The sequence below is a fragment of the Micromonospora sp. NPDC049201 genome (genome assembly GCF_055586805.1).
Genome location: NZ_JBVJHM010000008.1, coordinates 108,261 through 134,173 on the forward strand (window position 1 = coordinate 108,261; position 25,913 = coordinate 134,173).

Annotated in this window: 23 protein-coding genes; 11 read left to right on the plus strand and 12 right to left on the minus strand. The window is 73.3% G+C overall.

Translation table 11 applies throughout. The features are described from left to right. Nucleotides 1–2,511 precede the first annotated feature (2,511 nt). From ACZ6O5_RS18725 to ACZ6O5_RS18760, 8 genes are all read right to left on the minus strand, one after another. Nucleotides 2,512–2,649, minus strand: coding sequence for a hypothetical protein (locus ACZ6O5_RS18725; protein ID WP_405091869.1), 138 nt, complete (start codon nucleotides 2,647–2,649; stop codon nucleotides 2,512–2,514). 220 nt (nucleotides 2,650–2,869) lie between these two features. Further along, nucleotides 2,870–4,375 (minus strand): dihydrolipoamide acetyltransferase family protein, encoded by a 1,506-nt coding sequence (locus tag ACZ6O5_RS18730; protein WP_465979066.1) that lies wholly within the window; start codon nucleotides 4,373–4,375, stop codon nucleotides 2,870–2,872. Between the two features lie 5 nt (nucleotides 4,376–4,380). Next, nucleotides 4,381–5,370 carry an alpha-ketoacid dehydrogenase subunit beta gene (locus ACZ6O5_RS18735; protein ID WP_465978654.1) on the minus strand — a complete coding sequence of 330 codons (990 nt, stop codon included), beginning with the start codon at nucleotides 5,368–5,370 and terminating at the stop codon, nucleotides 4,381–4,383. After that, nucleotides 5,370–6,548: a pyruvate dehydrogenase (acetyl-transferring) E1 component subunit alpha gene (gene pdhA, locus ACZ6O5_RS18740; protein WP_107158221.1), complete on the minus strand. Its 1,179-nt coding sequence runs from the start codon at nucleotides 6,546–6,548 to the stop codon at nucleotides 5,370–5,372. Before pdhA ends, ACZ6O5_RS18735 begins: the two co-directional genes overlap by 1 nt. Nucleotides 6,549–7,156: 608 nt before the next feature. Beyond that, nucleotides 7,157–7,759 carry a hypothetical protein gene (locus tag ACZ6O5_RS18745; RefSeq protein ID WP_465978657.1) on the minus strand — a complete coding sequence of 201 codons (603 nt, stop codon included), beginning with the start codon at nucleotides 7,757–7,759 and terminating at the stop codon, nucleotides 7,157–7,159. Nucleotides 7,760–7,806: 47 nt separating this feature from the next. Next, nucleotides 7,807–9,033 (minus strand): hypothetical protein, encoded by a 1,227-nt coding sequence (locus ACZ6O5_RS18750; protein WP_465978659.1) that lies wholly within the window; start codon nucleotides 9,031–9,033, stop codon nucleotides 7,807–7,809. A gap of 52 nt (nucleotides 9,034–9,085) precedes the next feature. Then, nucleotides 9,086–10,765, minus strand: a complete 1,680-nt coding sequence (locus ACZ6O5_RS18755) for a GTPase (protein ID WP_465978661.1) — start codon at nucleotides 10,763–10,765, stop codon at nucleotides 9,086–9,088. A 55-nt stretch (nucleotides 10,766–10,820) separates the two neighbouring features. After that, the gene (locus ACZ6O5_RS18760; protein ID WP_465978663.1) at nucleotides 10,821–12,668 is read right to left on the minus strand and encodes an ABC transporter; all 1,848 of its coding nucleotides are present in this window, start codon (nucleotides 12,666–12,668) and stop codon (nucleotides 10,821–10,823) included. A gap of 210 nt (nucleotides 12,669–12,878) precedes the next feature. On the opposite strand from ACZ6O5_RS18760, the gene dnaK reads away from it, so the two are divergent. From dnaK to ACZ6O5_RS18785, 5 genes are all read left to right on the plus strand, one after another. Next, nucleotides 12,879–14,747, plus strand: a complete 1,869-nt coding sequence (gene dnaK / locus ACZ6O5_RS18765) for a molecular chaperone DnaK (RefSeq protein WP_405091876.1) — start codon at nucleotides 12,879–12,881, stop codon at nucleotides 14,745–14,747. A gap of 47 nt (nucleotides 14,748–14,794) precedes the next feature. Continuing rightward, nucleotides 14,795–15,541 carry a nucleotide exchange factor GrpE gene (gene grpE, locus ACZ6O5_RS18770; RefSeq protein ID WP_465978665.1) on the plus strand — a complete coding sequence of 249 codons (747 nt, stop codon included), beginning with the start codon at nucleotides 14,795–14,797 and terminating at the stop codon, nucleotides 15,539–15,541. A 79-nt stretch (nucleotides 15,542–15,620) separates the two neighbouring features. Further along, nucleotides 15,621–16,814 (plus strand): molecular chaperone DnaJ, encoded by a 1,194-nt coding sequence (dnaJ, locus tag ACZ6O5_RS18775; RefSeq protein WP_465978667.1) that lies wholly within the window; start codon nucleotides 15,621–15,623, stop codon nucleotides 16,812–16,814. Nucleotides 16,815–16,838: 24 nt separating this feature from the next. Next, nucleotides 16,839–17,279: a heat shock protein transcriptional repressor HspR gene (locus ACZ6O5_RS18780; RefSeq protein ID WP_107158228.1), complete on the plus strand. Its 441-nt coding sequence runs from the start codon at nucleotides 16,839–16,841 to the stop codon at nucleotides 17,277–17,279. Between the two features lie 269 nt (nucleotides 17,280–17,548). Next, nucleotides 17,549–17,755: a hypothetical protein gene (locus tag ACZ6O5_RS18785; protein ID WP_107158247.1), complete on the plus strand. Its 207-nt coding sequence runs from the start codon at nucleotides 17,549–17,551 to the stop codon at nucleotides 17,753–17,755. 84 nt (nucleotides 17,756–17,839) lie between these two features. Here the strand turns inward: ACZ6O5_RS18785 and ACZ6O5_RS18790 are convergent, their stop codons facing one another. The 4 genes from ACZ6O5_RS18790 to ACZ6O5_RS18805 all read right to left on the minus strand — a co-directional run bounded on the left by ACZ6O5_RS18790 (nucleotide 17,840) and on the right by ACZ6O5_RS18805 (nucleotide 20,449). Next, complete coding sequence (locus tag ACZ6O5_RS18790; protein ID WP_465978670.1) at nucleotides 17,840–18,268, minus strand: hypothetical protein; 429 nt, start codon at nucleotides 18,266–18,268, stop codon at nucleotides 17,840–17,842. Between the two features lie 172 nt (nucleotides 18,269–18,440). Further along, nucleotides 18,441–19,649, minus strand: a complete 1,209-nt coding sequence (locus ACZ6O5_RS18795; RefSeq protein WP_465978672.1) for a cation:proton antiporter — start codon at nucleotides 19,647–19,649, stop codon at nucleotides 18,441–18,443. Nucleotides 19,650–19,654: 5 nt separating this feature from the next. After that, a complete protein-coding gene (locus ACZ6O5_RS18800; RefSeq protein WP_107158231.1) occupies nucleotides 19,655–20,155 on the minus strand; it encodes a cation:proton antiporter regulatory subunit in 501 nt (166 codons plus the stop codon). Between the two features lie 75 nt (nucleotides 20,156–20,230). Continuing rightward, the gene (locus tag ACZ6O5_RS18805; RefSeq protein ID WP_465978674.1) at nucleotides 20,231–20,449 is read right to left on the minus strand and encodes a winged helix-turn-helix domain-containing protein; all 219 of its coding nucleotides are present in this window, start codon (nucleotides 20,447–20,449) and stop codon (nucleotides 20,231–20,233) included. Between the two features lie 226 nt (nucleotides 20,450–20,675). On the opposite strand from ACZ6O5_RS18805, the gene ACZ6O5_RS18810 reads away from it, so the two are divergent. From ACZ6O5_RS18810 to ACZ6O5_RS18835, 6 genes are all read left to right on the plus strand, one after another. Beyond that, nucleotides 20,676–20,939 carry a hypothetical protein gene (locus ACZ6O5_RS18810; protein ID WP_465978676.1) on the plus strand — a complete coding sequence of 88 codons (264 nt, stop codon included), beginning with the start codon at nucleotides 20,676–20,678 and terminating at the stop codon, nucleotides 20,937–20,939. Nucleotides 20,940–21,086: 147 nt separating this feature from the next. Then, the gene (gene clpB / locus ACZ6O5_RS18815) at nucleotides 21,087–23,678 is read left to right on the plus strand and encodes an ATP-dependent chaperone ClpB (protein WP_465978677.1); all 2,592 of its coding nucleotides are present in this window, start codon (nucleotides 21,087–21,089) and stop codon (nucleotides 23,676–23,678) included. Between the two features lie 220 nt (nucleotides 23,679–23,898). Continuing rightward, complete coding sequence (locus tag ACZ6O5_RS18820; RefSeq protein ID WP_465978679.1) at nucleotides 23,899–24,270, plus strand: hypothetical protein; 372 nt, start codon at nucleotides 23,899–23,901, stop codon at nucleotides 24,268–24,270. 82 nt (nucleotides 24,271–24,352) lie between these two features. Continuing rightward, a complete protein-coding gene (locus ACZ6O5_RS18825; protein WP_405091883.1) occupies nucleotides 24,353–24,985 on the plus strand; it encodes a DUF4178 domain-containing protein in 633 nt (210 codons plus the stop codon). A 2-nt stretch (nucleotides 24,986–24,987) separates the two neighbouring features. Then, on the plus strand, nucleotides 24,988–25,482 hold the full coding sequence (locus ACZ6O5_RS18830) for a DUF2617 family protein (protein WP_465978681.1): 495 nt from the start codon (nucleotides 24,988–24,990) through the stop codon (nucleotides 25,480–25,482). Continuing rightward, complete coding sequence (locus ACZ6O5_RS18835; protein WP_281933638.1) at nucleotides 25,479–25,904, plus strand: DUF4247 domain-containing protein; 426 nt, start codon at nucleotides 25,479–25,481, stop codon at nucleotides 25,902–25,904. Before ACZ6O5_RS18830 ends, ACZ6O5_RS18835 begins: the two co-directional genes overlap by 4 nt. Nucleotides 25,905–25,913 lie beyond the last annotated feature (9 nt).

Below are 25,913 nucleotides of genomic sequence, written 5' to 3' on the forward strand. Positions count from 1 at the left end.
ACCCGAAGCCGGGTCCGTCGTCCGGTCGGGCCTGCGGGCCGGCGAAGGCGGACGGAGCGTCCTGGCCGGGGTAGCCGTGCGCGTCGTCCGCCTCCGGGGCGTCCTCGGGCTCCGGTCGGGTCGGCCGGCCGTACACCCGGGGCTGCGGCGTGGACGCGCCGGTCGGATGTGCCGGCTGGTCGGCCGGCGGGGCGACCCGGCTGGCCACCGGGACGGAGGCGCTGGCCGAGACAGGACCGGCGGCGCCGGCCTCGGGCGAGGTGCGCGGGCCGGGAAGGACCGGACCGGCCGGCGACTGCGGCTCCTCAGGTGCGGACCGGGCGGCGCCCCAGCCGGCGTCACCACGCTCCGGCTCGTACGCCTGGGGTGCACGCTCGGCCGGGCCGAACTGCGCGGCGGCGGCATGGTCGGCGGGCGGTGAGGCCGCCAGTGCGGCCCCCGGCACCCGCTGGCTCTGTGCGGGCAGCGGTACCGCGTGGCCGGGTGAGATGCCCGGTGCGGGCGCGGGCTGGTAGACCGGTCCGTCCTCGGCGGGCTGCCAGCCGCGCGACGGTGCCGGCTGTGCCTCGTCGGCGTGGCCCCACGCCTCGGCGGGCGACCAGGGTTCGGCGGACGCCAGCTCGTCCTGGCTGCCGCTCCACCCGGGCCGGGCCGGCTCCTCCGCCGGCCGCTCGGTCTCCCGCTGCTGCGGCCCGGCTGCGGCACCGCCCCAACCGCCGGCCGGTCCCTCGCCGCCACGCTGCGGCAACGCCGGAGCGTGGCGGCCGGCGGCCTGGTCATCGGCGTCACGTTGCGGCATCGCGGGAGCGTCGTTCCAGCCACCGGCCTGGTCGTCGCCGTCGCGCCGAGGTCGGACGGGGCCGTCGTTCCAGCCCGCGGGGTGGGGCTGATTCGACTCGCCCCAGCCGGCCGGCTGCGGGACCTCGGCCGCGCCGGCGGCGCGGCCGCCGGCGGCCCAACCGCCGGAGCGGTCCGGGTCGTCGTCCCGAGTGGAACCGTCCCGGCCGCCCACCCGGTTCTCTCCCTGCGGGGCGGGCCAGCCGCCGGATCGGGCCGATTCGTCGTGCTGCTGCCCGCCGGCCGCCGGCCAACCGCCGGGGCGGTGCGGATCGTCCTCGGTGCGGGTGGAGCGGCTGTCCTGGTCGGACTGCTCCGGAGTGGACCACGCCTGCTCGGGCCGGACGGCGCCGGGCACGGAGACCTTGGCGGCGGCCCGGGCGGTCGGCTCGGGCGGAGGCCAGGTGGCCCCGCTCTGCTGGCCGGGCGGAACCCAGGCCGGCTGGGTGTCGCGCGGGGCCCAACCGCCGCCGGACCGGTCGTCCGGCTGCGCGCCGGGCTGCTCGTCACGGCGGTTCCAGCCGCCTGAGCGGTTCGGGTCGTCCGACTGGGCGCCGGGCTGCTCGTCGCGGCGGTTCCAGCCGCCTGAGCGGTTCGGGTCGTCCGACTGGGCGGCGGTGCCGACGGCCCAGCCTCCGGAGTGGCCGGCGTCGTCACCCTGCTGCGCGGCAGGGGTGTACCCGCCGGAGCGGTGCGGGTCGTCCGAGCCGGCGGGGGTGACCCAGGACTCGTTCGGCACGGTGGCCGGCGCCGGGACGTAGCCGGTGCTCCGCGCGCCCGTCTCGGGCTGCGCCCAGGCGGGCTGCTCCCCGGCGGCGCCGCGGGCGGGACGGTGCTGCTCGGCGGCCCAGGCGGGCGGCGCCGGCTCGGCGGGACCGCCCGACGTCGGGGCCCAGGCCGGCGGCGCCGGCTCGCCGGAGGCGTCCGGACGGGTCGACTCGCCCGGCCCCCACGCGGGAGCACCCGGACCGGAGCCGGCCCAGGCCGGTGCGCCCTGCTCGGGGCTACGGTCGCCGGAGCCGGCCCAGGCGGGCTGTGCGCCCCGGCCGCCCGGGTCGGCGGGCGGGGGCACCTGGGCGGTGGCGCGACCGGTGACGTGCTGGCCGGCGGGCGGGGCCCAGGCGGGCGGCTGGTCGTCGGCCGCGGCCCAGGCCGGAGCCGGCGGGGCGGGCCGACCGGCCGGCGGGGGCGGGGCCCAGCCGAGGTCGGGCGTGCCGTTGTACCCGTTGTCCTGCTGCGCCGGCTGGTCGCCGTACGGCACCGGTCCGCCGGTGCCCGGCGACACCTCGCCCGGCTCCTGGCCGGGGTGGTGCGGAGCCTCGGACGTCATGGGTGCTCCTCCTCCATCACAGGTCGACCGCCGATGCCGGCCGGGGACCGTCGGCATGGCTGCCGGCGTCGCCGGTGGGTACCGGCCGTGCGGGCTCCCCGCACCGTATCCGGTGGCCGCCCGGGGACGCTCGGGGAGCATCGGTCATCACCGAAAGTCACCGGGCGACGTCGATGAGTTTCACTCTCCACGTCGGTCCGGAGCAGCCGGTTGGCGACCGTGCCAACCGTACCGGGCGGTGCGGCGGGGTGGAATCCCGGTGCCGGACGACGGGGAACGCAGAAGACCCGCCCGGGGTGCCGGGCGGGTCTTCTGCGTTGGAGGAGTGTGGAACGTCGGTGGCGTCAGCTCAGGTGACGCTGGGCGATGGCGAGAAGCTCTGCGCGGACCGCGGGCGAGTTGGCGGAACGCAGGGCGTGCTCGATGGCACGGGCCCGGCGGTTGGCGTCGCGGCGGGTGCGGATTCGCTCGATCATGCTCATCTTGGGTCTCTCCTCCTGGCTATTCGGTTGTCAGCCCTTGATGTCTCTATTTAAGCGCACCGCACGCATGATCGCCATCGATTACAAGGTGAGCTGAGCCACCTGCCTAAGGATCGTAGGCATCTTCATCGCTGAGCCGATGATTCCTTCATCAACGGCAACGGCCGGTGTGCCGGGCGTTCACCCGTGACACACCGGCCGTTGCCGGAGCGGTGGTACGTCAGGTCCAGGCGAGCAGCGCCGCCTCCGGATCGGCCAGGAAGTCCCCGATGTCGCGCAGGAACTTCGACCCCAGCTCACCGTCGATGATCCGGTGGTCGAAGGAGAGGCCGAGCGTGGTGACCAGCCGGGCCTTCACCTTGCCCTTGTGCACCCACGGCTGCTCGCGTACCGCGCCGAAGGCGAGGATCGCCGACTCGCCCGGGGGCAGGATCGGCGTACCGGTGTCGACGCCGAAGACGCCGACGTTGGTGATGGTGAGCGTGCCGCCGGACATGTCCGCCGGGGACGTCCTCCCCGACTTCGCGGTCTGCACCAGCGCCGTCATCGCGTCCGCCAGCTCACGCAGCGTCAGCCGGCCGGCGTCCTTGATGTTCGGCACGATCAGGCCGCGCTCGGTGGCCGCCGCGATGCCCAGGTTGACGTACTCCTTGACCACGATCTCGTCGCCGGCCCAGGTCGAGTTGACCATCGGGTACCGCTTGACCGCCAGCAGCACCGCCTTGGCGACCAGCAGCAGCGGGGAAACCCGCACGTCGCGCCACTCGCGCCGGTCGCGGAGCCGGTCCAGCGCCTTCATCGCCCGGGTCACGTCGACGGTCAGGAACTCCGTCACGTGCGGGGCGGTGAACGCCGAGCGGGCCATGTTCTCCGCGGTGAGCTTGCGTACCCCCTTGACCGGGATGCGCTGCTCGCGGTCCGCGCCGAAGCTCGCGGCCGACGCGGCCGATGCCGCCGGCGCGGTGACCGTCAGCGGCTCGGCCGCCGCCGGGGTCCCACTCGCCGCCCGCTGTACGTCCTCGCGAGTGATCGAGCCGAGCGGACCGGAACCGGTCAGCGCGGCCAGGTCGACCCCGAGGTCCTTGGCGAGCTTGCGGACCGGCGGCTTGGCCAGCACCGGGCCGCCGCCCGCGCGGCCGTTGCCGTTGCCGTTCAGCGCGGGCGTCGGGGCCACCGGGGTCGCCGCCGGCACCGGCACCGGCGCGGCCTGGACCGGCGCGGTCGGGACCGGGGCCGCCTGGGTCGGGGCGGCCGGCGCCGGGGCGGCGCCCTTGCGCGGGCGGCGCTTGGCCGGCGCGTTGCGCGGGCCGTAGCCGACCAGCACGGCGGTACGCCCACCCGGCGCCACGCCACCGATCAGGCCCGGCTCGACCATGCCCTCCTCGGGTGCCACCTCGACAGCGGCCAGCGAGGCCGCCGACGGGGTGGGCAGGTCGGCGGTGGGCGTGCCGGTCGTCGACTGCTCCACCGGCCCGGCGCCCGGGTCGGTGTCGATCGCGATGATCGGCACGCCGACCTCGACCGTCGAACCCTCCGGGTGGAAGATCGCCTGCACCCGGCCGGCCCACTTCGCCGGGATCTCGACCGCCGCCTTCGCGGTCTCCACCTCGACGATCGGCTGGTTCAGCTCGATGTCGTCGCCCACCTTGACCAGCCAGGCGAGGATCTCGCCCTCGGTCAGGCCCTCGCCCAGGTCGGGCAGGTTGAACTCCTTGATCCGGGACATGCCGCTCACCAGCCGAAGGTGCGGTCGACGGCGTCGAGCACCCGGTCGAGGTCCGGCAGGTACTCCTCCTCCACCCGGGCGGCCGGGTAGGGGATGTCAAAACCGGTCACCCGCAGCACCGGGGACTCCAGGGAGTAGAAGCACTCCTCGGTGATCCGGGCCGCGATCTCCGACCCGAGACCCAGGTTGCCCGGCGCCTCGTGCACGACCACGCAGCGGCCGGTGCGCTTCACCGACTCGTACGCGGCGGTCAGGTCCAGCGGCGACAGCGTCCGCAGGTCGATGACCTCCAGCTCCCGGCCGTCCTCGGCGGCGGCGGTGGCCGCGTCCAGCGCGGTGCGCACCATCGGGCCGTACGCCAGCACGGTCGCGTCCGTGCCCGGCCGGGCGACCCGCGCGCCGTGCAGCGGGTACGCGTCGGTGAGCGGGGCGTCCAGGTCGACCTGACCCTTCTCCCAGTAGCGCCGCTTCGGCTCCAGGAACACGATCGGGTCGTCCGACGCGATGGCCTGCTGGATCATCACGTACGCGTCCTGCGGGTTCGCGCAGGTGACCACCTTGAGGCCGGCGGTGTGCGCGAAGTACGCCTCGGGCGACTCCGAGTGGTGCTCTACCGCGCCGATGCCGCCGCCGTAGGGGATCCGGATGACCATCGGAATCCGCACCTTGCCCTGCGAGCGGTAGTGCATCTTCGCCACCTGCGACACGATCTGGTCGTACGCGGGGTAGACGAAGCCGTCGAACTGGATCTCGCAGACCGGCCGGAAGCCGCGGATGGCCAGGCCGACCGCGGTGCCGATGATGCCGGACTCGGCCAGCGGGGTGTCGATCACCCGCTGGTCGCCGAAGTCCTTCTGGAGGCCGTCGGTGATCCGGAACACGCCGCCGAGCTTGCCGACGTCCTCGCCCATGATGACGACCTTCTGGTCGTTCTCCAGGGCCCGTCGCAGACCGGTGTTGAGTGCCTTGCCGAGCGTGAGCGTCTCCGTGGCCATCAGTGCGCGCTCCCCTCGAACGACTCCATGTACTGCGAGAACCGGGCCCGCTGCTCGTCCAGCTCGGGGGAGCCGTGCGGGTAGACGTGGTCGAACATGCTGACCGGCTGCGGGTCGGGCATGTTGAGCACCCGCTCCCGCAGGTGCACCGACTCGGTACGGGCCTGCTCGTCGATCTCGGTGAAGAACGACTCGTCGACGATCTGCTGCTTGAGCAGGAACGCCTTCATCCGGGCGATCGGGTCCTTGGCCTGCCATGCCTCGACCTCGCTGGCGATCCGGTAACGCGTCGGGTCGTCCGAGGTGGTGTGCGCGCCCATCCGGTAGGTGTACGCCTCGATCAGGGACGGGCCCTGGCCGCTGCGCGCGGTGTCCAGCGCGTGCCGGGTCACCGCGTACGAGGCGAGCACGTCGTTGCCGTCCACCCGGACGCCGGGGAAGCCGAAACCGCCGGCCCGCCGGTACAGCGGGACGCGGGTCTGCCGCTCCAGCGGCTCGGAGATGGCGTACTGGTTGTTCTGGCAGAAGAAGACCAACGGCGCGTTGAACACGCTGGCCCAGACAAACGACTCGTTGACGTCGCCCTGGCTGGTGGCGCCGTCACCGAAGTAGGCGATCACCGCCTCGCCGTCCTCGCCGCCGGTCTTGCCGTCCATGGCGACGCCCATGGCGTACCCGGTCGCGTGCAGGGTCTGTGCCCCGATGACGATCGTGTACATGTTGAACTTGAACTCGTTCGGGTCCCAGCCGCCCTGGTCGACGCCGCGGAACAGGCCGAGCGGCATGATCGGGTCGATGCCGCGGCAGTAGAGGACGCCGTGCTCCCGGTAGGTCGGGAACGCCATGTCCTGCGCGCGCAGCGCCCGGCCGGAGCCCACCTGCGCGGCCTCCTGGCCCAGCAGGCTCGCCCACAGGCCCAGCTCGCCCTGGCGTTGCAGGGCGGTCGCCTCGGCGTCGAGCTTGCGGACCAGCACGAGGTCGCGGTAGAGCCCGCGGTACTCCTCGTCGGTGAAGTCGACGCGGTACTCGGTCCCGTCCGGGCCGAGCGCGGTCTCGATCCGCTCGCCTTCCGGCGTGAGCAGCTGTACGAGTTCCGGTTCGCCGGTCGCGGCGGCGCGCCTGGTACGGGGTGCGGCCCGCTTGCTGCGGGTGGCGGCCCCGGGGTCGCCCTTTGCCATCGGTCTCTCCCTGTCTGTCTGCGCCGCCGGGGGTGACCCGAGCCGCGCACCTCGTGCGCCCGCCCGGCTGCTGCCGGGTCGGTCCCTGGCGACCGCGCCTAGCCCCGGTGAGGGTTGCCGCGCGGCGTGAGCCGGGGTCCGTCGGGGGACCCAGGCCCGGGAGCGCCGGCGCCGTTCCGCACCAGCCGCGGGGTGCGCGGAGGTAGCGGCTGCGTTGCCGTCGTGCCTGAATGATTGCAGAGGAGGTGAGCGGGCCCACAGTATGGCCTCCCCCGTCGGTGAGCTTCCATCGGCTTCGCGACGGATGAGCGCTTTTGTCCCGACAGGTGACGGGCCCCGGCGGACAAAATGTGTGTCGACACGCGGTTGCGGCTGGTGAACTGACTGTCACTCGGTCAAGCTGGCGATGAGCGCTCACGCCGCTTTTGTCCGGATATTCGGGCGTGCTGTTCCGTTCCGTCGACGCGTACGAGGAGTGTGCCGGTGTCCGAGCCAGAGGGTCCTCCCGGTGCCCCCTTCCTGGGCCGGCACCGGGCCCTGCCCGCCGCCCGCTACCGCCGGGTGGTCGGCGCGCACCGCGCCCCCGGCGTCGGTGGCCCGAGCCGGGGCTACCTGCTGACCGTGGCGCTGCTCGCCGGTACCGCCTCGATGCCGATCCTGGCCGCGATCAGCACCGGCTCGGCGACCGTGGGGAACAGCGCCCTGCCCGACGCCGGCACGCCGTTCATCCCGACGCCCTCCGTCGGGCCGGTGGTCATCCCGCTGCCCCGGACCACGCCGGCCCCGGTGCTGACGGCGTCCACGCCCGCGGTCGACGCCGTCACCACCACCGCGCCGCCGCGACCGGCGTTCCCGGCCGCCCCGATCCCGCCCGACAGGAGCGACCTCGACTCCGCGCGTCGGTCCCGGCCGGCCACCGCGCCGGTGGCCCCGCCCGAACCGCCCCGGTCCACACCGGTCCGGCCGCCGAGGCCGTCGCCGGTGCCCTCGCCCTCGCCCTCGCCCACGCCCTCGCCCACGCCCTCGGCGTCCGAACCGGCGCAGGATCCGGTCCCGGTGCCCGAGCCCACCACCACCTCCTCCGCGCCCACCCCCGAGCCGACCGGCACCTCGTCCGGACCGACCGCCGAGCCGACGTCCGTGCCGACCTCCGGGCCGACCGCCGAGCCGTCGTCGTCCGGGCCGACCTCGGCGCCGACCTCCGGGCCCACGTCGGAGCCGAGCCAGGGGCCGTCGCCGAGTGGCGAGCCGGAACGGCTCAGGCGGGGTCGTCGGTGAGGCGGTGCCGGTTCGCCTCGATCCAGGCGTCCAGCGCCGCCGGGTCGTCCGGGTCCACCCCGTCCGCCATCAACTGCGCCACCGCCGCGGTGGCCGCGCTACGCCGCTCACCGGTGCTGTAGAGCCGGGCGAACTCGGGGACCATCTCGGTGATCGCCTCGTCCGTCCGGGCGGTCGCGGGTGGCGTCAGCCCACGCTGTCGGCCCGCGTACGCCGCCCAGGCCCGCAACACCCGGGGCAGCATCGCGGCGTCGTCCATGTCCAGCACGGCACGACGGTGCACCCAGTCGAGCAGGAACAGCTCGACGACCATCGGGCTCCACCGCATCGGGTCGGCGTCCGGGAAGCTCGCCGCGTGATCCAGTAGCAGACCCAGGCAGAAGTGCAGCGAGGCCAGCTCGCCGTCGGCCACCTCGGGCAGGCCGAAACGGGCGGCCTCGGGCGAGTCGAGGAAGGCGCGTACCAGCCTGGTCCGCTCCTCGTCGGTGGCCGGCGGCACGACCTCCGGCCCGATCGGCGGTCGCGGCCCGGGCAGGGCCGCCAGGCGGGCGCCCACCAGGGCCCGGTCGGTGGCGAGCGAGCCCTGGGCGGGCAACTCGGCGAGGTCGTCGGTGACCGCCAGGTGGCGGCCCACCTCCGCGTGCATCCGGGCCGGGTCCTCGGCACGGAACCAGGTCAGCTCGTCCTCGGTGCAGATCTCCCGGGCCTGCTCGACGATCCGGGCCGCCGGACCGCCGACGAACACGTCCTTGGTGATGCCGATGTTGTGGTCGACGAGGGCCACCAGGGCGTGCTCCGGCCCGCCCTGCTCCTCGTCCTCGTAGGCGAACGTGGCCAGGTAGGAGGTCTGGTCGCCGTACACGTCGCCGTACGCCCAGGTGCCGGTGAGGCGCACCCGGCCGAGCTGACCGGCCCACGCCGGGGCGTACGCGCCGGGCCGGACCCGGGCGGCGCCCTCGGCGTCCGGCACCAGGGCGGCGAAGACGGCGCGGATGGTGGTCGCGGCGGCACTGCGCCGGCGTGACGTGGCGGCGAGGAAGCCGGTCACGAACTCGTGGACGGCTCGCTGTCGGTCGTGCTCCGCGACGGCGTAGACGCTGCCCAGCAATGCGGCACCGAGCATCTCCGCGTCCAGGGCGGAGTCGAGCCTCGTCACGTCGCGCGCGGCGTGCAGCACCGCGTCGTAGGGGGTCTGTGGCGTGGCCATGCATCGACCCTACGCCGCGCCGACGGCCGTCACACCGCTCCGCGCACCCGATTCAGCGCCGGCCGGCCTCGTGCAGCGCGTCCCGTGCCGCGCCGTACCGCGCCAGCAACGCCCAGACCGGATCCAGCACGTACTTCTCGCCGACGCTGCCGACCGAGGTGAGCAGGCGCTGCTCGGCCCGGTCGCGGGCCCGCCGGGCCGCCCACCCGACCACCGGCCGGGTCAGCGCCGCCACCAGCAGCCCGGCCAGCAGGCCGCCGAGCAGCAGCACGGTGGGCCAGGGCACCTCGCCGAGCTTCGGGTATTCCAGCGGTGGCAGGCCGAGGAAGCGCAGCGCGTACCCCAGGACCAGCCAGACCAGGCCGCCCACCGCCGCGAGCGTGACCAGCCACTGGATCGCGCCGACCACCCGCCACCAGGCCGGTCGCCGGTTCATACCGAGGTCGGTGGCGGCGACCGCGTGGTCGAGCGCGCCCGGCAGCTCGGCCAGCCGGGACCGGGCCGCCGCCGTCAACGCGGTCGGCCACGGCGCCGGCAGGTCGGCGCCGGACCGGTCGGCCACCGCCCGGATGGCCAGGTTCAGCGCCGAGCGCTGCGCGGCGGTCGGATCCGGTACGGAGGTGGCCGAGATCAGGCTCTCGGCCGGCGCGTCCGGGTCCCGCCCCGGCAGGTGCAACCGGCGCAGCGGATCCGGGCGCAGCTTCCGCCAGCTCCGCACCAGTGGCCAGCCGGTGCTGCTCACCGCCCGGTGCCGGTACGCGCCCTGGACGGCCTGCGCCACGGTCGGCACACCGGCCGCCCCGGCCAGTGCCCGGGTGAGCTCCTGGGCACTGGCGTCACCCGGCCGGGTGCGTGGCGGCTCCGGCCCGACCAGCGGTTCGAGGTCGGTCACCACGGCGTCCACGTCGCCGGAGAGCCGGCGCAGCGCGGCCTGCCGCTCGGCGACCGTCTTCTCCAGCTCGGCCCGCAGCCCGGCCAGCCCGGCCGGGTCCGTGGCCACGGTGGGCAGCAGCGGCACCCCGCCCAGCCCGTCGGCGTCGAGCAGCCGGCGCAGGTCGTCGAGGACGGTGGGCAGCGCGGTCGGGTGCAACCGGTCGGCCTGGTTGAGCACCACCACGGTCACGTCCTTGTGCCGGTGGAACTCGCGCAGGTAGCCGGTGTGGATCACGCGGTCGGCGTACTTCTGCGGGTCGACCACCCAGACCACCAGGTCGACCAGGCCGAGCAGCCGGTCGACCTCCAGCCGGTGGTGGTGCTGCACCGAGTCGAAGTCGGGCAGGTCCAGCAGGACCAGACCGTGCAGGTTGGACTCGTCGTCGCCGTCCAGCGGGCTCTCCCGGACGAACCGGTGCCGGGGCAGCACCCCGACCCAGTCGAGCAGGCGTACCGCGCCGTCGAGCGGACCCCACACGCAGGCGTGGGCCACGCCGGTGGTCGGCCGGCGCACGCCGACCGGGGAGAGGTCCATCCGGGCCAGCGAGTTGAACAGGCTCGACTTTCCGCTGCCGGTGGCGCCGGCGAGCGCGACCACGGTGTGCCGGCCGGAGAGAGCGAGCCGGTCGCCGGCCCGCTCGACCACGGTGTGCGCGGCCACCAGTTGGGCGTCCGGCACCTGGCCGTCCACCGCGCCGAGGAAACGCTGGACCGCCTGGAGGCGCGCGATCAGGACGTCCGGGTCGATCCGTTGGTCGCTTCGGAACGCCTCGCGCATCCGTCCCACGAGGTTCGTCATGATGCCGTCCTTGTTCGCGACTGCGGGGCTCGCAGGCCCGGCTCGCTCCTCGCGCTCACGGGTGGTGGCGTCCGTCCTGGTCGGTGGTGGTGGGCGACGGGGCGCCGTCGGCGGTGGTGAGGCCCCTGCGGTGCCGGGCCCGCTCGACCGTCACCGCCGCCTGGCGCAACGCCGCACCGGCGTCGGTGGCCGGGCGGGCGGCCTCGGTGCGGGCCAGGAAGCGGGCGGCCTCCTCGGTGAGCAGCGCGCCGACCCGGTCGAGCAGGTCCACCCGCGCCTTGCGGGACAGGTTACGCACCGCCTGGTCGCCGAAGATGGCCTGGAGCACGGTCTGCCCGGCGACCGCGGTGCCGGTGCCGGCGGCGACCTCCAGGCCGGTCGGGATGAACGCGGTGGAGGCGAAGACGCCGATCATGACGGCCAGGCCGGTGGCGTTGACCGCGTACGCCGCGGTGCGGGCCACGAACCGCCGGTCGCCGCCCTCGACGCGGACCAGTTCCAGCACCGCGCGCTGCCAGTCGCGGACCAGTTGCTCGCCGCGCGCCGGCAGGTCGGCCGACGCGTACGCCAGTTCCGGTTCGAGCAGCGCCGCGCCGGCCGGGTGCGCCTTCCAACCGGTGTACGCGTTCTCGGCCGCCTCGGCGGCCACCCCGCGCAGCAGCGTCACCAGTTGGGACTCGATCGCGGTCCGCAGCTCCGCCGCCGGGGCGGGCCGACCGGTGACCGCCGCGACCATCCGGTCCCGCAGCCGGCCGATCCGCGCCTCCAGGCTGCGGAAGAACTCGCCGGTGCCGACGAACTCCTGCCAGCGGGCCAGCACCTCGCCCCGGAGCAGCCGGCCGTCCCGGAGCCCCTGGTCGACGGTGCGCTCGGCACCCCGGTAGGCGGCCCGGACCCGTTCGTCGAGCGCCTCGGCGGCGGTCATCTGCTCGTCGGCGGCGTCGGCCAACCCCTCGACCACCGGGTGCAGGGCGGCCAGCGCGCCGTCGAGCGTCTGCCGGACCACCGCCGAGCGGGCCTCCGCGTCGCCGGCGAGCCGGGCGAACCAGCCGCTCAGCGGCGCGGTCATCCGGTCCGGCAGCAGGCCCTGCCCGTCCACCCAGGTCTCCGGCAGCACGAACAACGGCGCGGCGCCCAGATCCTGCGAGGCGAGCATCTCGGACAGGTGGGCGGCGATCTCGTCGGCCGCCTCGGGCGGGACCCGGTCGAGCACCATGGCGACGGCGGTGCCCCGGGCCCGGGCGCTGCGCAGCAGCTCCCAGGGCACGGCGTCGGCGTAGCGCGCGGCGGTGGTGACGAACAACCACAGGTCGGCGGCGGCGAGCAGTTGCCCGGCGAGCGCCCGGTTGGCGTCCACCACCGAGTCGATGTCGGGGGCGTCGAGGAAGGCCAGCCCGGCCGGCAGCGCCGGGGCGGTGACCAGTTGGAGGGTGCCTGGGTGCTCGCTCGGCTCGGTGGTGCGGGTCAGGCCGGGCAGCAGCTCGCCCTGGCGGAACCAGGCGGCGTCGGCCGGGTTGCAGACCAGCACCGGGGACCGGGTGGTGGGCCGGAGCACCCCGGCCGCGCTGACCCGCGCCTGGACCAGGCTGTTGACGAGCGTCGACTTGCCGGCGCCGGTCGAGCCGCCGACCACCACGAGCAGCGGGGCGTCGAGTCGGGCCAACCTCGGCAGCAGGTAGTCGTCGAGCTGGTCGGTGAGGCTCCGGGCAGCGTGCCGGGCCGACTCGGCCGAGGGCAGGGCGAGCGGGAAGCGAGCCGCGTCGATCGCGGCCCGCAGCTCGGTGAGCGCGGCGGACAGGGCCGCCGTTGCTTCGGCGGGCTGGTCGTCGCCGGTGGGGGTTCCGGTGCGGGCTGCGACGGCGGGCGCGCCGGCACGGGTGGCGGAATCGCCATGCGTCGTCACCGCTAAAGCGTGCCCGACCGACGCAAGGTAAGACAACCGGACGGTAATAACGGTCAGGTTGCGTCGAGTCGACTCAACCCCGACTTGCGGTTTGCCGATCGCGTGGCACTATTGAGTCAAGTTCACTCAACTTGTGGCGGCTGCCTTCCGGGCGACCCCGCCGGGCAGGCCAACCGACCTGCTCACCCGTTATGAAGCGAGGAAGCGAACATGGCACGTGCGGTCGGCATCGACCTCGGCACGACGAACTCCTGCGTCAGCGTTCTCGAGGGCGGTGAGCCCACCGTCATCGCCAACGCTGAGGGCTCGCGTACGACTCCCTCGATCGTCGCGTTCGCCCGCAACGGCGAGGTGCTCGTCGGTGAGGTCGCCAAGCGCCAGGCGGTGACCAACCCCGACCGGACCATCCGCTCGGTCAAGCGGGAGATCGGCACCAACTGGACCGTCGACATCGACGGCAAGAAGTACACCCCGCAGGAGATCTCCGCGCGGACGCTGATGAAGCTCAAGCGGGACGCCGAGGCGTACCTGGGCGAGCAGATCGCCGACGCGGTGATCACCGTCCCGGCCTACTTCAACGACGGGCAGCGCCAGGCCACCAAGGAGGCCGGTGAGATCGCCGGCTTCAACGTGCTGCGGATCGTGAACGAGCCGACCGCGGCCGCCCTGGCGTACGGCCTGGACAAGGGCTCCAAGGAGCAGACCGTCCTGGTCTTCGACCTCGGTGGCGGCACGTTCGACGTGTCCCTGCTGGAGCTGGCCGAGGGCGTCGTCGAGGTCAAATCGACGAGCGGTGACAACCAGCTCGGCGGCGACGACTGGGACCAGCGGATCATCGACCACCTGGTGAAGACGTTCCGCGGCGAGCACGGCATCGACCTCTCGCAGGACAAGATGGCCATGCAGCGGCTCAAGGAGGCGGCCGAGAAGGCCAAGATCGAGCTGTCCGCGGCCACCACCAGCAACATCAACCTGCCGTACATCACCGCCGGCGCGGCCGGCCCGCTGCACCTCGACGTGACGCTGAGCCGCGCCGAGTTCCAGCGCATGACGCAGGATCTGCTGGACCGCTGCAAGGGCCCGTTCGAGCAGGCCGTCAAGGACGCCGGGATCAAGGTCGCCGACGTCGACCACGTCATCCTGGTCGGCGGCTCGACCCGGATGCCGTCCGTCACCGACCTGGTCAAGCAGCTCACCGGCCGCGACCCGAACAAGGGCGTCAACCCGGACGAGGTCGTCGCCGTCGGCGCCGCGCTCCAGGCCGGCGTGCTCAAGGGCGAGGTCAAGGACGTCCTGCTGCTCGACGTGACGCCGCTGAGCCTCGGCATCGAGACCAAGGGCGGCATCTTCACCAAGCTCATCGAGCGCAACACCACCATCCCGACCAAGCGCTCCGAGGTCTTCACCACGGCCGACGACAACCAGCCGTCGGTGCTGATCCAGGTGTTCCAGGGCGAGCGGGAGATCGCGGCCTACAACAAGAAGCTCGGCACGTTCGAGCTGACCGGCCTCCCGCCGGCGCCGCGCGGCGTGCCGCAGATCGAGGTCACGTTCGACATCGACGCCAACGGCATCGTCAACGTGCACGCCAAGGACCTGGGCACCGGCAAGGAACAGAAGATGACGATCACCGGCGGCTCCTCGCTGCCGAAGGACGACATCGAGCGCATGCGCCGGGACGCCGAGGAGCACGCCGACGAGGACAAGCGCCGCCGCGAGGAGGCGGAGACCCGCAACGTCGCCGAGGCGCTCCAGTGGCAGACCGAGAAGTTCCTCGCCGAGAGCGGCGACAAGCTGCCGGCCGAGAACCGGGACCAGCTCAACGAGGCGCTCGGCGAGCTGCGCAGCGCCCTCGGCGGGCAGGACATCGAGAAGATCAAGGCCGCGCACGAGAAGCTGGCCCAGGTCTCCCAGCAGGCCGGCTCGCTGCTCTACGCGCAGCAGCAGGAGGGTGAGCCGGGTGCTCCCGGTGCGGGTGCGGCCGGGCCGGGTGCCGGCGCGGGTGCGACCGGCGGTCCGCAGGCCGGCGGCGCCGACGACGTGGTCGACGCGGAGATCGTGGACGAGGACAAGAAGTGACAGTCGGTCCCGGCACGATCCGCACCGCAGAGGGATGAGGTGACCGCATGACGGACACGCCACGAGCGGCCGACCCGGGTTCCACCGGGTCGGCGCCGGGTGGCTCCGCGGGCGCCGGCAAGGACGCCGGCGACGAGCCGCGGGTCGTCATCCGCGACAAGCGCAAGCTCGGCAAGGTGACCGAGGAGCCGGCGAACGACCCGTCCGCCGCCGACGCCGCCGCCGACGCGCCCGCCGAAGGGCTGGTCGAGGAGGCCGAGGTCGTGGTCGACGAGATCGGCGGCGACGCCGACGTCGCCGGGCCCCCCGTGGTCGACGCGCCGGCCGAGCCGAGCGACGAGACCGGCAAGGCGCCGCTCGGCGCCGAGCTGGAGTCGCTCCGCTCCGACCTGGAGGAGCGCACCCGCGACCTCCAGCGGGTGTCGGCGGAGTACGCCAACTACCGCAAGCGGGTCGACCGCGACCGCAACCTGGTCCAGGAGCAGGCGACCGGCGGGGTGCTCACCGCGCTCCTGCCGATCCTCGACGACCTGGACCGGGCCCGTGAGCACGGCGACCTGGTGGGTCCGTTCGGCAGTGTGGCCGACCAGCTCACCGCCGCGCTGGGCAAGTTCGGCCTGACCGCGTTCGGCGAGAAGGGCGACCCGTTCGACCCGACCCGGCACGAGGCGGTGGCGCACCAGACCTCCGCCGACGTGACCGAGCCGACCTGCGTGCAGGTCATGCGCCGGGGTTACCAACTCGGCGAGCGCCTGCTGCGGCCGGCTCTGGTCGCGGTCGCGGACCCGGAGTAGTGCCGACCCGTGACGTCCCGCCCGCCCGCACCGGGCGGGCGGGACGACCGGGATTCGACCCGTGGAAGGGGGTGGACCGGTGAGTTCCAAGGACTGGCTCGAGAAGGACTACTACGCCGCGTTGGGCGTGGACAAGTCCGCCTCCTCGGACGAGATCAAGAAGTCGTACCGGAAGCTGGCCCGGGAGTCGCATCCGGACCACAACCCCGGTGATGCCGGGGCCGAGGAGCGGTTCAAGACCGTCTCCGAGGCGTACGCGGTGCTCGGCGACGAGAAGAAGCGTCGCGAGTACGACGAGATGCGGTCGCTCTTCGGCTCGGGCGCGTTCCGGCGCGGCGCCCGCGGCGCGGGCCAGTCCGGGGGCGCGCCGTTCGACGTCTCCGACCTGTTCGGCGGTGGCGGTGGTGCCGGCGGTGGTGGCGACGCCCGGTTCGGTGGCGGCGGCTTCACCGACCTGTTCAGCACGATCTTCTCCGGTGGCGGCGCCGGCGGCGGGGCACGCCCGCGCGGTCCGGCCCGGGGCCGGGACGTCGAGGCCGAGGTGGCGCTGGACTTCTCCGACGCGGTCCGCGGCGTCACGCTGCCGCTGACGCTGCGCGCACCAGGGGTCTGCGACACCTGCCACGGCAACGGCGCGAAGCCGGGCACCACGCCGCTGGCCTGCCCGGTCTGCCACGGCGCCGGCGTGACCACCCGCAACCAGGGGTCGTTCAGCTTCTCCGAGCCGTGCCGCAACTGCCAGGGTGTCGGCACGATCGTCGAGGAGAAGTGCCCGGAGTGCCACGGCACCGGCGGGGTCACCAAGACCCGCACGCTGACCGTGCGCTTCCCGGCCGGGGTGGCCGACGGCCAGCGGATCCGACTGGCCGGCCGCGGCGAACCCGGCGACCGGGGCGGCCCGGCGGGAGATCTGTTCGTGCACGTGAAGGTGCGCCCGGACGAGCTGTTCGGACGCACCGGGGACGATCTGACCCTGAACGTCCCGATCACGTACGCCGAGGCGGTGCTCGGCACCGACCTGCGGGTGCCGACCCTGGACGGCACGGTGACGTTGCGGGTGCCACCGGGTACCCCCGCCGGGCGGGTGCTGCGGGCCCGCGGCAAGGGCGTCGTACGCAACGACGGCCGCGCCGGTGACCTGCTGGTCACGCTCGACGTGGTGGTCCCGGCGAAGGTGTCGGACGAGGCGCGGGCGGCGCTGGAGACCTTCGCGGCACAGACCCCGCCCGCCGCGCGGGAACATCTCGACGCGCGGGTACGTCGATTCAGTTGACGGCGGCAGCGGAGGTGAGCGGGCATGTCGGAGGAGTACGTCGGCTCGGGTGACCCGGCCTACGAAGCCAAGATTCTGATGATCTCGGTGGCGGCGCGGATGGCGGGCATGCACCCCCAGACGCTGCGCCAGTACGACCGGCTGGGCCTGGTGCAGCCCGGCCGGGCGGCCGGCGGCGGTCGCCGGTACAGCGTCCGGGACGTGGTGCTGCTGCGCGAGGTGCAGCGGCTCAGTCAGGACGACGGGATCAACCTGGCCGGGGTCAAGCGGATCATCGGGCTGGAGCGGCTGCTGGAGGAGGCGCAGCAGCGGGTGGCCCGGCTGGAGGCGGAGCTGGACGCCGCGTACCGGCGGATCGCCGAGCTGGAGTCGCTGGGTGGCTTCCCCCGCGGCGACCTGGTGCCCACCAACCGCACCTCCACCGCGCTCGTGGTCTGGCGTCCCCGCCGTACCCCCGATCGCTGACACCTGCTGCTCGCGCTCGTCCGAGGGCCGGCACGTCCCCGCTGTTCCCGGGGCCGTTGCCGGCCTTCCGTCGTCTCCCCCGTTGCCCCCCTGGCTGCAGAGCAAGTGGGTGGAACGCGATGGGTGTCTCCGGGCCGCGGAGGGATCCATGGCGTCCCACCGGTGCCGGCCGGAGGTTGCGGAAGAGGGAGTGCGGCGGAGTGGATTCCACTAGGCTTCGGATCAGGGATGAAAGCCCTGAAACGGAATCCGGGCTGGCGGGGGGAGCCATGGCGGAACCGGCGAAGAAAGTGGCGGAACGCGCGGAGGAACGCCTCGAGAAGGTGGCCGAGAACGTCAAGGAGCGGTTCGACCGGGTCACCGAGGGCCGCTTCAGCGACAAGGTCAAGGAAGGGCGCTTCGCCGACCAGACCGACCACGGTGTGGACCGCGCCAGGGACGACGAACGGCGCAAGAAGCAGGGCGGATCGACCTGACCGATCCGTCGACGTGCGGGCCGGGACCCACGGGGGGCCCCGGCCCGTTCGTCGTTTCGCGCGGGCCGGGTGCCGCGGGTGGGGTCAGAGGCGGCGGTTCTCGCGCACCAGGCCGCCCTCGCACCAGTCGCGGTAGACGAAGAGATCCGGACGGGCGAGCAGCACCCGGCTGTTGTGCGCCCAGTTGCGCATCAGGTCGTCGCCGGCGCGTTCGGCCTGCTCGACGAGCTTGCGGAAGCGGCGTTTCGGGTGTGCGCGGAAGTTCGTCCGGATGCCGTCGGCGGCGTAGATGTAGAGGCAGTGCAGCGCGAACCGGCGGGCCGGGCAGGACCGGTCCATGGCCAGGTCGAACAGCGTCTGCACCAGGTGGTCACCGGCGACCAGCAGGTCCCAGTCCGGTGGCATGGAGGCCAGCGGCACCGAGTCCGGTTGGTACGCCCAGGCCCGCAGCTCGGCGGGCGACGGGTCGACCGGGTTGGCGAAGCCGTGGAACGTCTCTTCCCGCACGTTCACCGGCCGACCTTCCGCTGACGCTGACGGGGGCTCCGGCCACCCGCGGACCCAGACTGCTGGGGCGACACGTTAACGCGCTTCGGCGGAGCAGTGGTAGACCTTCCCAGAATCAATTTGACAACCGTTTGCCGGGCCGGACCGGCTGAGCAGCCGATCAGGCCCGGCCACGGGGTCAGTCGCCCACCGGCACCGTGACCGGTCGGGTGGCGGCGGCGCGTCGGCGCAGCCACTGCTTGAACCAGGTGGTGTCCGGCAGCCGGGCGAGCAGCGGGCCGGTCACCACCGTGATCAGCACGTACGCGGTGGCGAGCGCGGCCAGCTTCGGCTCCACCGGGTAGACGGCCGACACGGCCAGCCCGGCGATGACGATGGAGAACTCACCGCGCGGGGTGAGCGCCAGGCCGGCCCGCCAGCGTCCGGGCTCGGCGATCCCGGCCCGACGGGCGGCCAGGTAGCCGGTGGCCACCTTGGTCGCCATGGTCACCACGGCCAGCAGCAGCGCGGGCAGCAGCACCGGCGGCATGTCCAGCGGGTTGGTGACCAGCCCGAAGAACACGAAGAAGACCGCGGCGAAGAGGTCCCGCAGCGGCGACAGCAACTGGGTGGCGTGGTGCGCGACCGGCCCGGACAGCGCGATGCCGACCAGGAACGCGCCGACCGCGGCGGAGACCTGGAGCTTGGCCGCGATACCGGCGACCAGCAGGGTCAGGCCGAGCACGCCGAGCAGCAGCGCCTCCGGATCCTTGGCGGAGAGCGCGGTGGAGATCAGGTGCCCGTACCGGATCGCCACGGCCAGCACGACGACCACGGTGAACACCGCGATGGCGAGCGCGATGCCGCCCTTCATCAGGCCGACCCCGGCGAGCAGCGCGGTGACCAGTGGCAGGTAGAGCGCCATCGCCAGGTCCTCGATCACCAGGATGGAGAGGATCACCGGGGTCTCCCGGTTACCGACCCGGCCCAGGTCGCCGAGCACCTTGGCGATCACGCCCGAGGACGACACCCAGGTGACGCCGGCGAGCACCACGGCGGCGACCCAGCCCCAGCCGAGCAGCAGCGCGAACGCGAAGCCGGGCAGCGCGTTGAACACCGCGTCGATGAGCCCGGCGGGCGCGGCCGAGCGGAGATTGCCGACCAGTTCGTTCGCGCTGTACTCCAGCCCGAGCATGACCAGCAGCAGGATCACGCCGATCTCCGCGCCGACGGCGAAGAACTCCTCGCTGGCGTTGAGCGGCAGCAGGCCGCCGTGCCCGAAGGCGAGGCCGGCGAGCAGGTAGAGCGGGATGGGCGAGACGCCGACGCGACGGCTGAGCCGGCCGAGCAGGCCGAGCAGGAGCAGCAGCGCGCCGACCTCGACGAGCAGGATTTGGGTTTCGTGCATACGCGTCAGCCGTCCGGGTCGGTCTCGGCGAGGATGGAGGTGACGCCGTCGAGCCCCTGTCGGGTGCCGACCACGACGACCACGTCGCCGGATTCGAACCGGAAGGTGGGGTCGGGCGAGACGTTCACCTCGCCCTGACGCAGCACAGCCACGATGGACGCGCTGGTCCGGGTGCGGGCCTTCGTGTCGCCGAGCCGCCGACCGACGTACTTCGAGCCGGCTGGGATCACGATCTGCTCGGTCAGCAGCCCGGCGGCCTGCTCGCGCAGCCCGGAGAGCTGACCCAGCATCAGCGACGCGCCGAGGATGTCGGCCAGCGCCTCCGCCTCGTCGTCGGTCAGCGGTATGTCGTGCTGACAGGAGTCGGGATCGTCCGGGTCGTAGAGGACCAGGTCGCGGCGGCCATTGCGATGGGAGACCACGCCGAGCCGGCGGCCGGATTCCGTCATCAGGTCATGACGTACGCCGATTCCCGGTAAGGCGGTCTGTTCGACACGTACTCGCACGCCGGTGAGGCTACCTCTGCCAGGCACATGCTGCTCCCGAGGCCGAGCCACCACCCGATCCGAGTGCTGGCCCGCCTACTTCGGGTCGGCGACGAACACGCCGACGCCCTCCAGCGTCTCGGTGAGGCCGGTCGCGCGAAGGATCATCATCGCCTTGCCGACCACGGTGTCGGAGACGCCGTGCTCCTTGCACAGTTGGGCGCGGCTCGGCAGCTTGTGGCCGGGCGGCCACTCTCCCGAATCGATCTTGCTCTTCAGCTCGTCTGCGAGCACCTGGTACTGCTGCTTGGGCATACACACTCCCCGGATGGCACGCCCATTCGATCACGCATCCACCTCCAACCTCAAGCAATCGTGGGTCGGTCGTTGACCTACAACCGGTACCGATTGTAGGTTGCTCGTGAACGCTCCCGGATGGCACCTGGAGTGCTTCCCGGGTCGGGGCGGGCGCCCCGGTGGTCCGTCCCGACCCCGTTCGGCGAGAGGGGATCAACGTGATGCGTGACCTGGTAGGTCGTCGATGACCGGGCGATATGTGATCCACCTGCCGGTGCGGGCGTCGGACCTGGCCCGGGCGAAAATGCTCGGCCGCACGGCCGGCCGGTCGTTGGGGTTCCTCGCGGCGGTGGAGTTGGGCGGGATCACCGTCTCGGCCGAGGACGACCAGGGCGTACGCCACTGGGTGTTCTGCGACCGCAAGCTCGACGGCGGCCGGCGCTGCGTGCTGCGCGCCGACCACGTGACGCCCTGCACCACGCGTCTCCCCGGCCGCCGCGGTCGCTGACGACCGGGTGCACCGGTTGTCGTCCGAGCGGCAACGGGTGCACCCGAAGGGCGAAGAGTGACCCGGGTCACACAGGCGGAGTTGAGCGGAATAGACTCAACTCTGGTTGTGTCATGTCCAGTGGACACGCCGATCCCGGGGGAGCCCATGAATACGGAACGCCTCACCACCAAGAGCCGCGAGACCATCACCGGTGCCGTCGCGCTGGCGAACCAGCGCGGTCACGCCACCGTGGAGCCCTGGCACCTGCTGCTGGCCCTGCTGGACACCGACGGCTCGACCGCCGCCGGCCTGCTGCGCGCCGTCGGCGCAGACGCCGCCGAGCTGCGCCGGGCCGCCCAGCGCTCGGTCGACGCGCTGCCCGCCGCGCGCGGCTCCAGTCTGGCCGAGCCGACGTTGGCCCGGGAGTTCGTCAACGCCATCGGCGCCGCCGAGCAGATCGCCCGGCCGCTCGGCGACGAGTACACCTCCACCGAGCACCTGCTGGCCGGGCTGGCCCGGGTCGGGGGCGCGGTCTCGGTCGCGCTGAAGAACGCCGGCGCCACCGAGGAGAACCTGGTCGCCGCGTTCCCGACCGTCCGGGGCGGGGACCGTCGGGTCACCACCGCCGATCCGGAGCAGACCTACCAGGCGCTGGCCAAGTACGGCGTCGACCTGACCGCCAGTGCCCGCGACGGCAAGATCGACCCGGTGATCGGCCGGGATTCGGAGATCCGGCGGGTGATCCAGGTGTTGTCCCGGCGTACCAAGAACAACCCGGTGCTGATCGGTGAGCCGGGCGTCGGCAAGACCGCCATCGTCGAGGGCCTGGCCCAGCGCATCGTCGCCGGTGACGTGCCCGAGTCGCTGCGGAACAAGAAGCTGGTCTCGCTGGACCTGGGCGCGATGGTGGCCGGCGCGCAGTACCGCGGCCAGTTCGAGGAGCGGCTCAAGTCCGTGCTGGAGGAGATCAAGAACTCCGACGGGCAGGTCATCACGTTCCTCGACGAGCTGCACACCGTGGTCGGCGCCGGCAAGGGCGAGGGCTCGATGGACGCCGGCAACATGCTCAAGCCGATGCTGGCCCGGGGCGAGCTGCGGATGGTCGGCGCGACCACGCTCGACGAGTACCGCGAGCACATCGAGAAGGACCCGGCGCTGGAGCGCCGCTTCCAGCCGGTGCTGGTCGGCGAGCCGACCATCGAGGACACCATCGGCATCCTGCGCGGGCTCAAGGAACGCTACGAGGTGCACCACGGCGTACGCATCACCGACGCCGCGCTGGTCGCCGCCGCCGCGCTCTCCGACCGCTACATCACCGACCGGTTCCTGCCGGACAAGGCGATCGACCTGGTCGACGAGTCCGCGTCCCGGCTGCGCATGGAGATCGACTCCCGCCCGGTCGAGGTCGACGAGATCGAGCGGGCGGTGCGCCGGCTGGAGATCGAGGAGATGGCGCTGGCCAAGGAGCCCGACGCCGCCTCCGCCGAGCGCCTGGCGCGGCTGCGCAAGGAGCTGGCCGACAAGCGTGAGCAGCTCACCGCGCTCTCCGAGCGTTGGCAGACCGAGAAGAGCCACATCACCAAGCTCTCCACCGCCAAGGAGGAGCTGGAGCGGCTCGGCGGCGAGGCCGAGCGGGCCGAGCGCGACGGCGAGCTGGAACGCGCCGCCGAGCTGCGCTACGGCCGGATCCCCACGCTCAAGGGTGAGCTGAAGCAGGCCGAGGAGGAGCTGGCCCGGCTCCAGGCCGACGGCGCGATGCTCAAGGAGGAGGTCGGCGCGGACGACATCGCCGCCGTGGTCGCCTCCTGGACCGGCATCCCGGCCGGCCGGCTGCTGGAGGGCGAGACCGCCAAGCTGCTCCGGATGGAGGAGTCGCTGCGGGCCCGCGTGGTCGGCCAGGCCGAGGCGGTCGGCGCGGTCTCCGACGCGGTCCGCCGCGCCCGGGCCGGCGTCGCCGACCCGGACCGCCCGACCGGCAGCTTCCTCTTCCTCGGCCCGACCGGCGTCGGCAAGACCGAGCTGGCCAAGGCGCTCGCCGAGTTCCTCTTCGACGACGAGCGGGCCATGGTCCGCATCGACATGAGCGAGTACGGCGAGAAGCACTCGGTGGCCCGCCTGGTCGGCGCCCCGCCCGGTTACGTCGGGTACGAGGAGGGCGGCCAGCTCACCGAGGCGGTGCGCCGCCGGCCGTACTCGGTGATCCTGCTGGACGAGGTGGAGAAGGCCCACCCGGACGTCTTCGACATCCTGCTCCAGGTGCTCGACGACGGCCGGCTCACCGACGGCCAGGGCCGGACGGTGGACTTCCGCAACGCCATCCTGATCCTCACCTCGAACCTGGGGTCGTCGGTGATCAGCGACCTCACGTTCAGCGAGGAGGAGCGCCGCGAGGGGGTGCTCGCGGTGGTCCGGTCGCACTTCAAGCCGGAGTTCCTCAACCGCCTCGACGACATCGTGGTGTTCGCCGCGCTCCAGGGCCAGGACCTGCGGGCCATCGTCGACATCCAGCTCGACCGGCTGCGGCGCCGGCTGGCGGACCGTCGGCTCGGCATGGACGTCACCGACGAGGCCCGCACCTGGCTGGCCGACCACGGGTACGACCCGATCTACGGCGCGCGCCCGCTGCGCCGGCTGGTGCAGTCGGCCATCGGTGACCGCCTCGCGAAGGCGCTCCTGGCCGGCGAGATCCGCGACGGCGACACGGTCCAGGTCGACCTGGCCGACACGAAGGACGGCCTGACCGTAACCGCCGCCTGACCCGCTCCACCCCGAAAGGCCCGGCCTCCGGCCGGGCCTTTCCCCTACCCGCCCCCCTTCCCACCCCCACCCCCCACCCCCCAACCCCCCACATCGTTGATCAAGGAGTTTGCGTCATCCGGAGGGCCCTTGGCCGACGCAAACTCCTTGATCAACACCTGAGGGCGGGGGGAGGAGGGGGGAGGGGTGGGGAGGGGGTGGGGTGGGCACATAGTGGGGTATGAGTGGGAAGCGGGAGCTGGATCAGGCGGTGCGGGAGCTTGACGACGCGGACACCCTTGCGTTCGGCGGGGTCGGGTTCGCCGGGCAGGTGCTGCCCGCGACCTACGCGTACCGGCGGCTGGAGCAGGAGCTGCGCGAGCACCCGGAGTCGGGCCGGAGGCGGGTCGAGCGGCTGCTGAAGAAGGGCTCGCCGGCGGGGAAGGCGTACGCGGCGACGCTGCTGGAAGCCGTCGACCCGGCGGCCGGGCGGGACGCCTGGGAACGGCTGCGCGACGACGACGGCGAGTTCACCACGTTCCACGGTTGCGTGATGGGCCGCACCACGCTGCGTGAGTACGCGGCCGAGCGGCTCGCGGCAGAACGTAGCTGACCCCACACTCAGCGAACAGCGCTTCGGTCGAGGTGCGCGGGGTTGTTACCGTCTCCGCCAATGCAGGTTGGGGGGAGCGGTCATGAACGGTTCGGTGGCGTACGTGGTGGCCACGCTGGGGTGCCTGCTGGGGGTGGCCGGCGTGGTGATCGCCGTGATCGCGCTGCGCAGGTCCCGCTCGGCGCCACGCCCGAAGGCGGCACCCGGTGACCCGTTCCGGGACCGGGACTCGGACGCGCTGCGCGGCGACCCGCGCGCGCTCAAGCCCGGCGACATCGTCGAGATCCGCCAGGTGCCGTACACCGTGCGCGGCTCGGTGCACCTGGTCGAGGGCGGTTGGAGCTGGGCGGAACACCTGCTCGACGACGCCGGTGGTGTGAAGCGCTGGCTCTCCGTCGAGGCGGAGCCGGACCTGGAGATGGTGCTCTGGGCCAGTGAGCCGGGGGCCACGGTGACGCCGGGCGCCCCGACGCTGGAGATCGCCGGTCGCCGCTACAACTGGGACGAGTCCGGCCAGGCGCGCTACACCGCGACCGAGGGCACCGGCCTCGACCCGCGCGGCACCATGCGCTACCACGACTACCAGGCACCCGGCGGGGCCCGGTTGTCGTTCGAGGCGTACGGCGAGGCCGGCTGGGAGGTGAACCTCGGCGAGGAACTGCGCCGCGCCGAGGTGATGATCTACCCGCAGGGCGGCCCGGATCAGGTGAAGTAAGCGTGCTCGTCGCCCTTCAGACCCCGTACGTCGACAGCCGCGCCGCCGACCTGAGCCTGACGCTCGGTGGCCCGGAGCTGCCGGCGCTGGCCGTCCGCGACGTCGACCTGCCCGGCGGGACCCGGCTGCGGCTGCGCCTGCTCGGCGCCTCCCACCAGGTCGTCGCCGGCGGGCTGACCGAGACGGTCGCCTGCCTGCCCGGCCGCCGGCCGCACCTGCCGGACACGCTGCACGACGCGACCGCCGGCTACCGGTTCACCGCCACCGTGCTGCGGCCGGCCGGCGACGGCCTGCGCACCCGGGTCGCGGCGCTCCGCGCCGAACTGGCCGGCGACCCGTACGCCCTGGTCGGGGTGTTTCCCGGCGACGAGGACGCGGTCACCGCGCTCGCCGTCCGACCCGACCCGCCGGGCGGCCCGGTCGCCTGGCGCACCTGGCACGCCTACCCCCAGACAAACGAGCTGGTCCTGACCGAGACGGTGGTGGAGGAGCTGTGACGTACCGACGGTGGTTCGTGGTGGGCGTGGCGGTCGCCGTGGTCGGCGCGCTGGTCGCCGCTTTCGCGATCTTCTACGGCAACTTCTCGCCACGCGGCTACGTGCAGGACCACTACTCCCGGGCGTCCGGTCGGGACATCGGCTCGCAGGCCGTCGCGTACACCTCGAACCGGTCGCCGAGCCAGGTCTCGAAGGAGATCACCGACACCTGGCAGCCGGCCGACCAGTACGTCGACGGCAGCGGCGTGTACCTGCGCTACGACGACGACTCGGTGGTGATCCTCCCGCTCGCCGTCGGCTCGGTGATCCTGCTGGAGCGGATGTCCACCGCGTACCCCCGGTACCACAGCGTCGTCGGCAACAGCTGGGGCTGGGGCCGAGGCAGCACCGTCCGGGGCGGCGGCCCCGGCGCCGGCAAGTAGCCCGTCCGA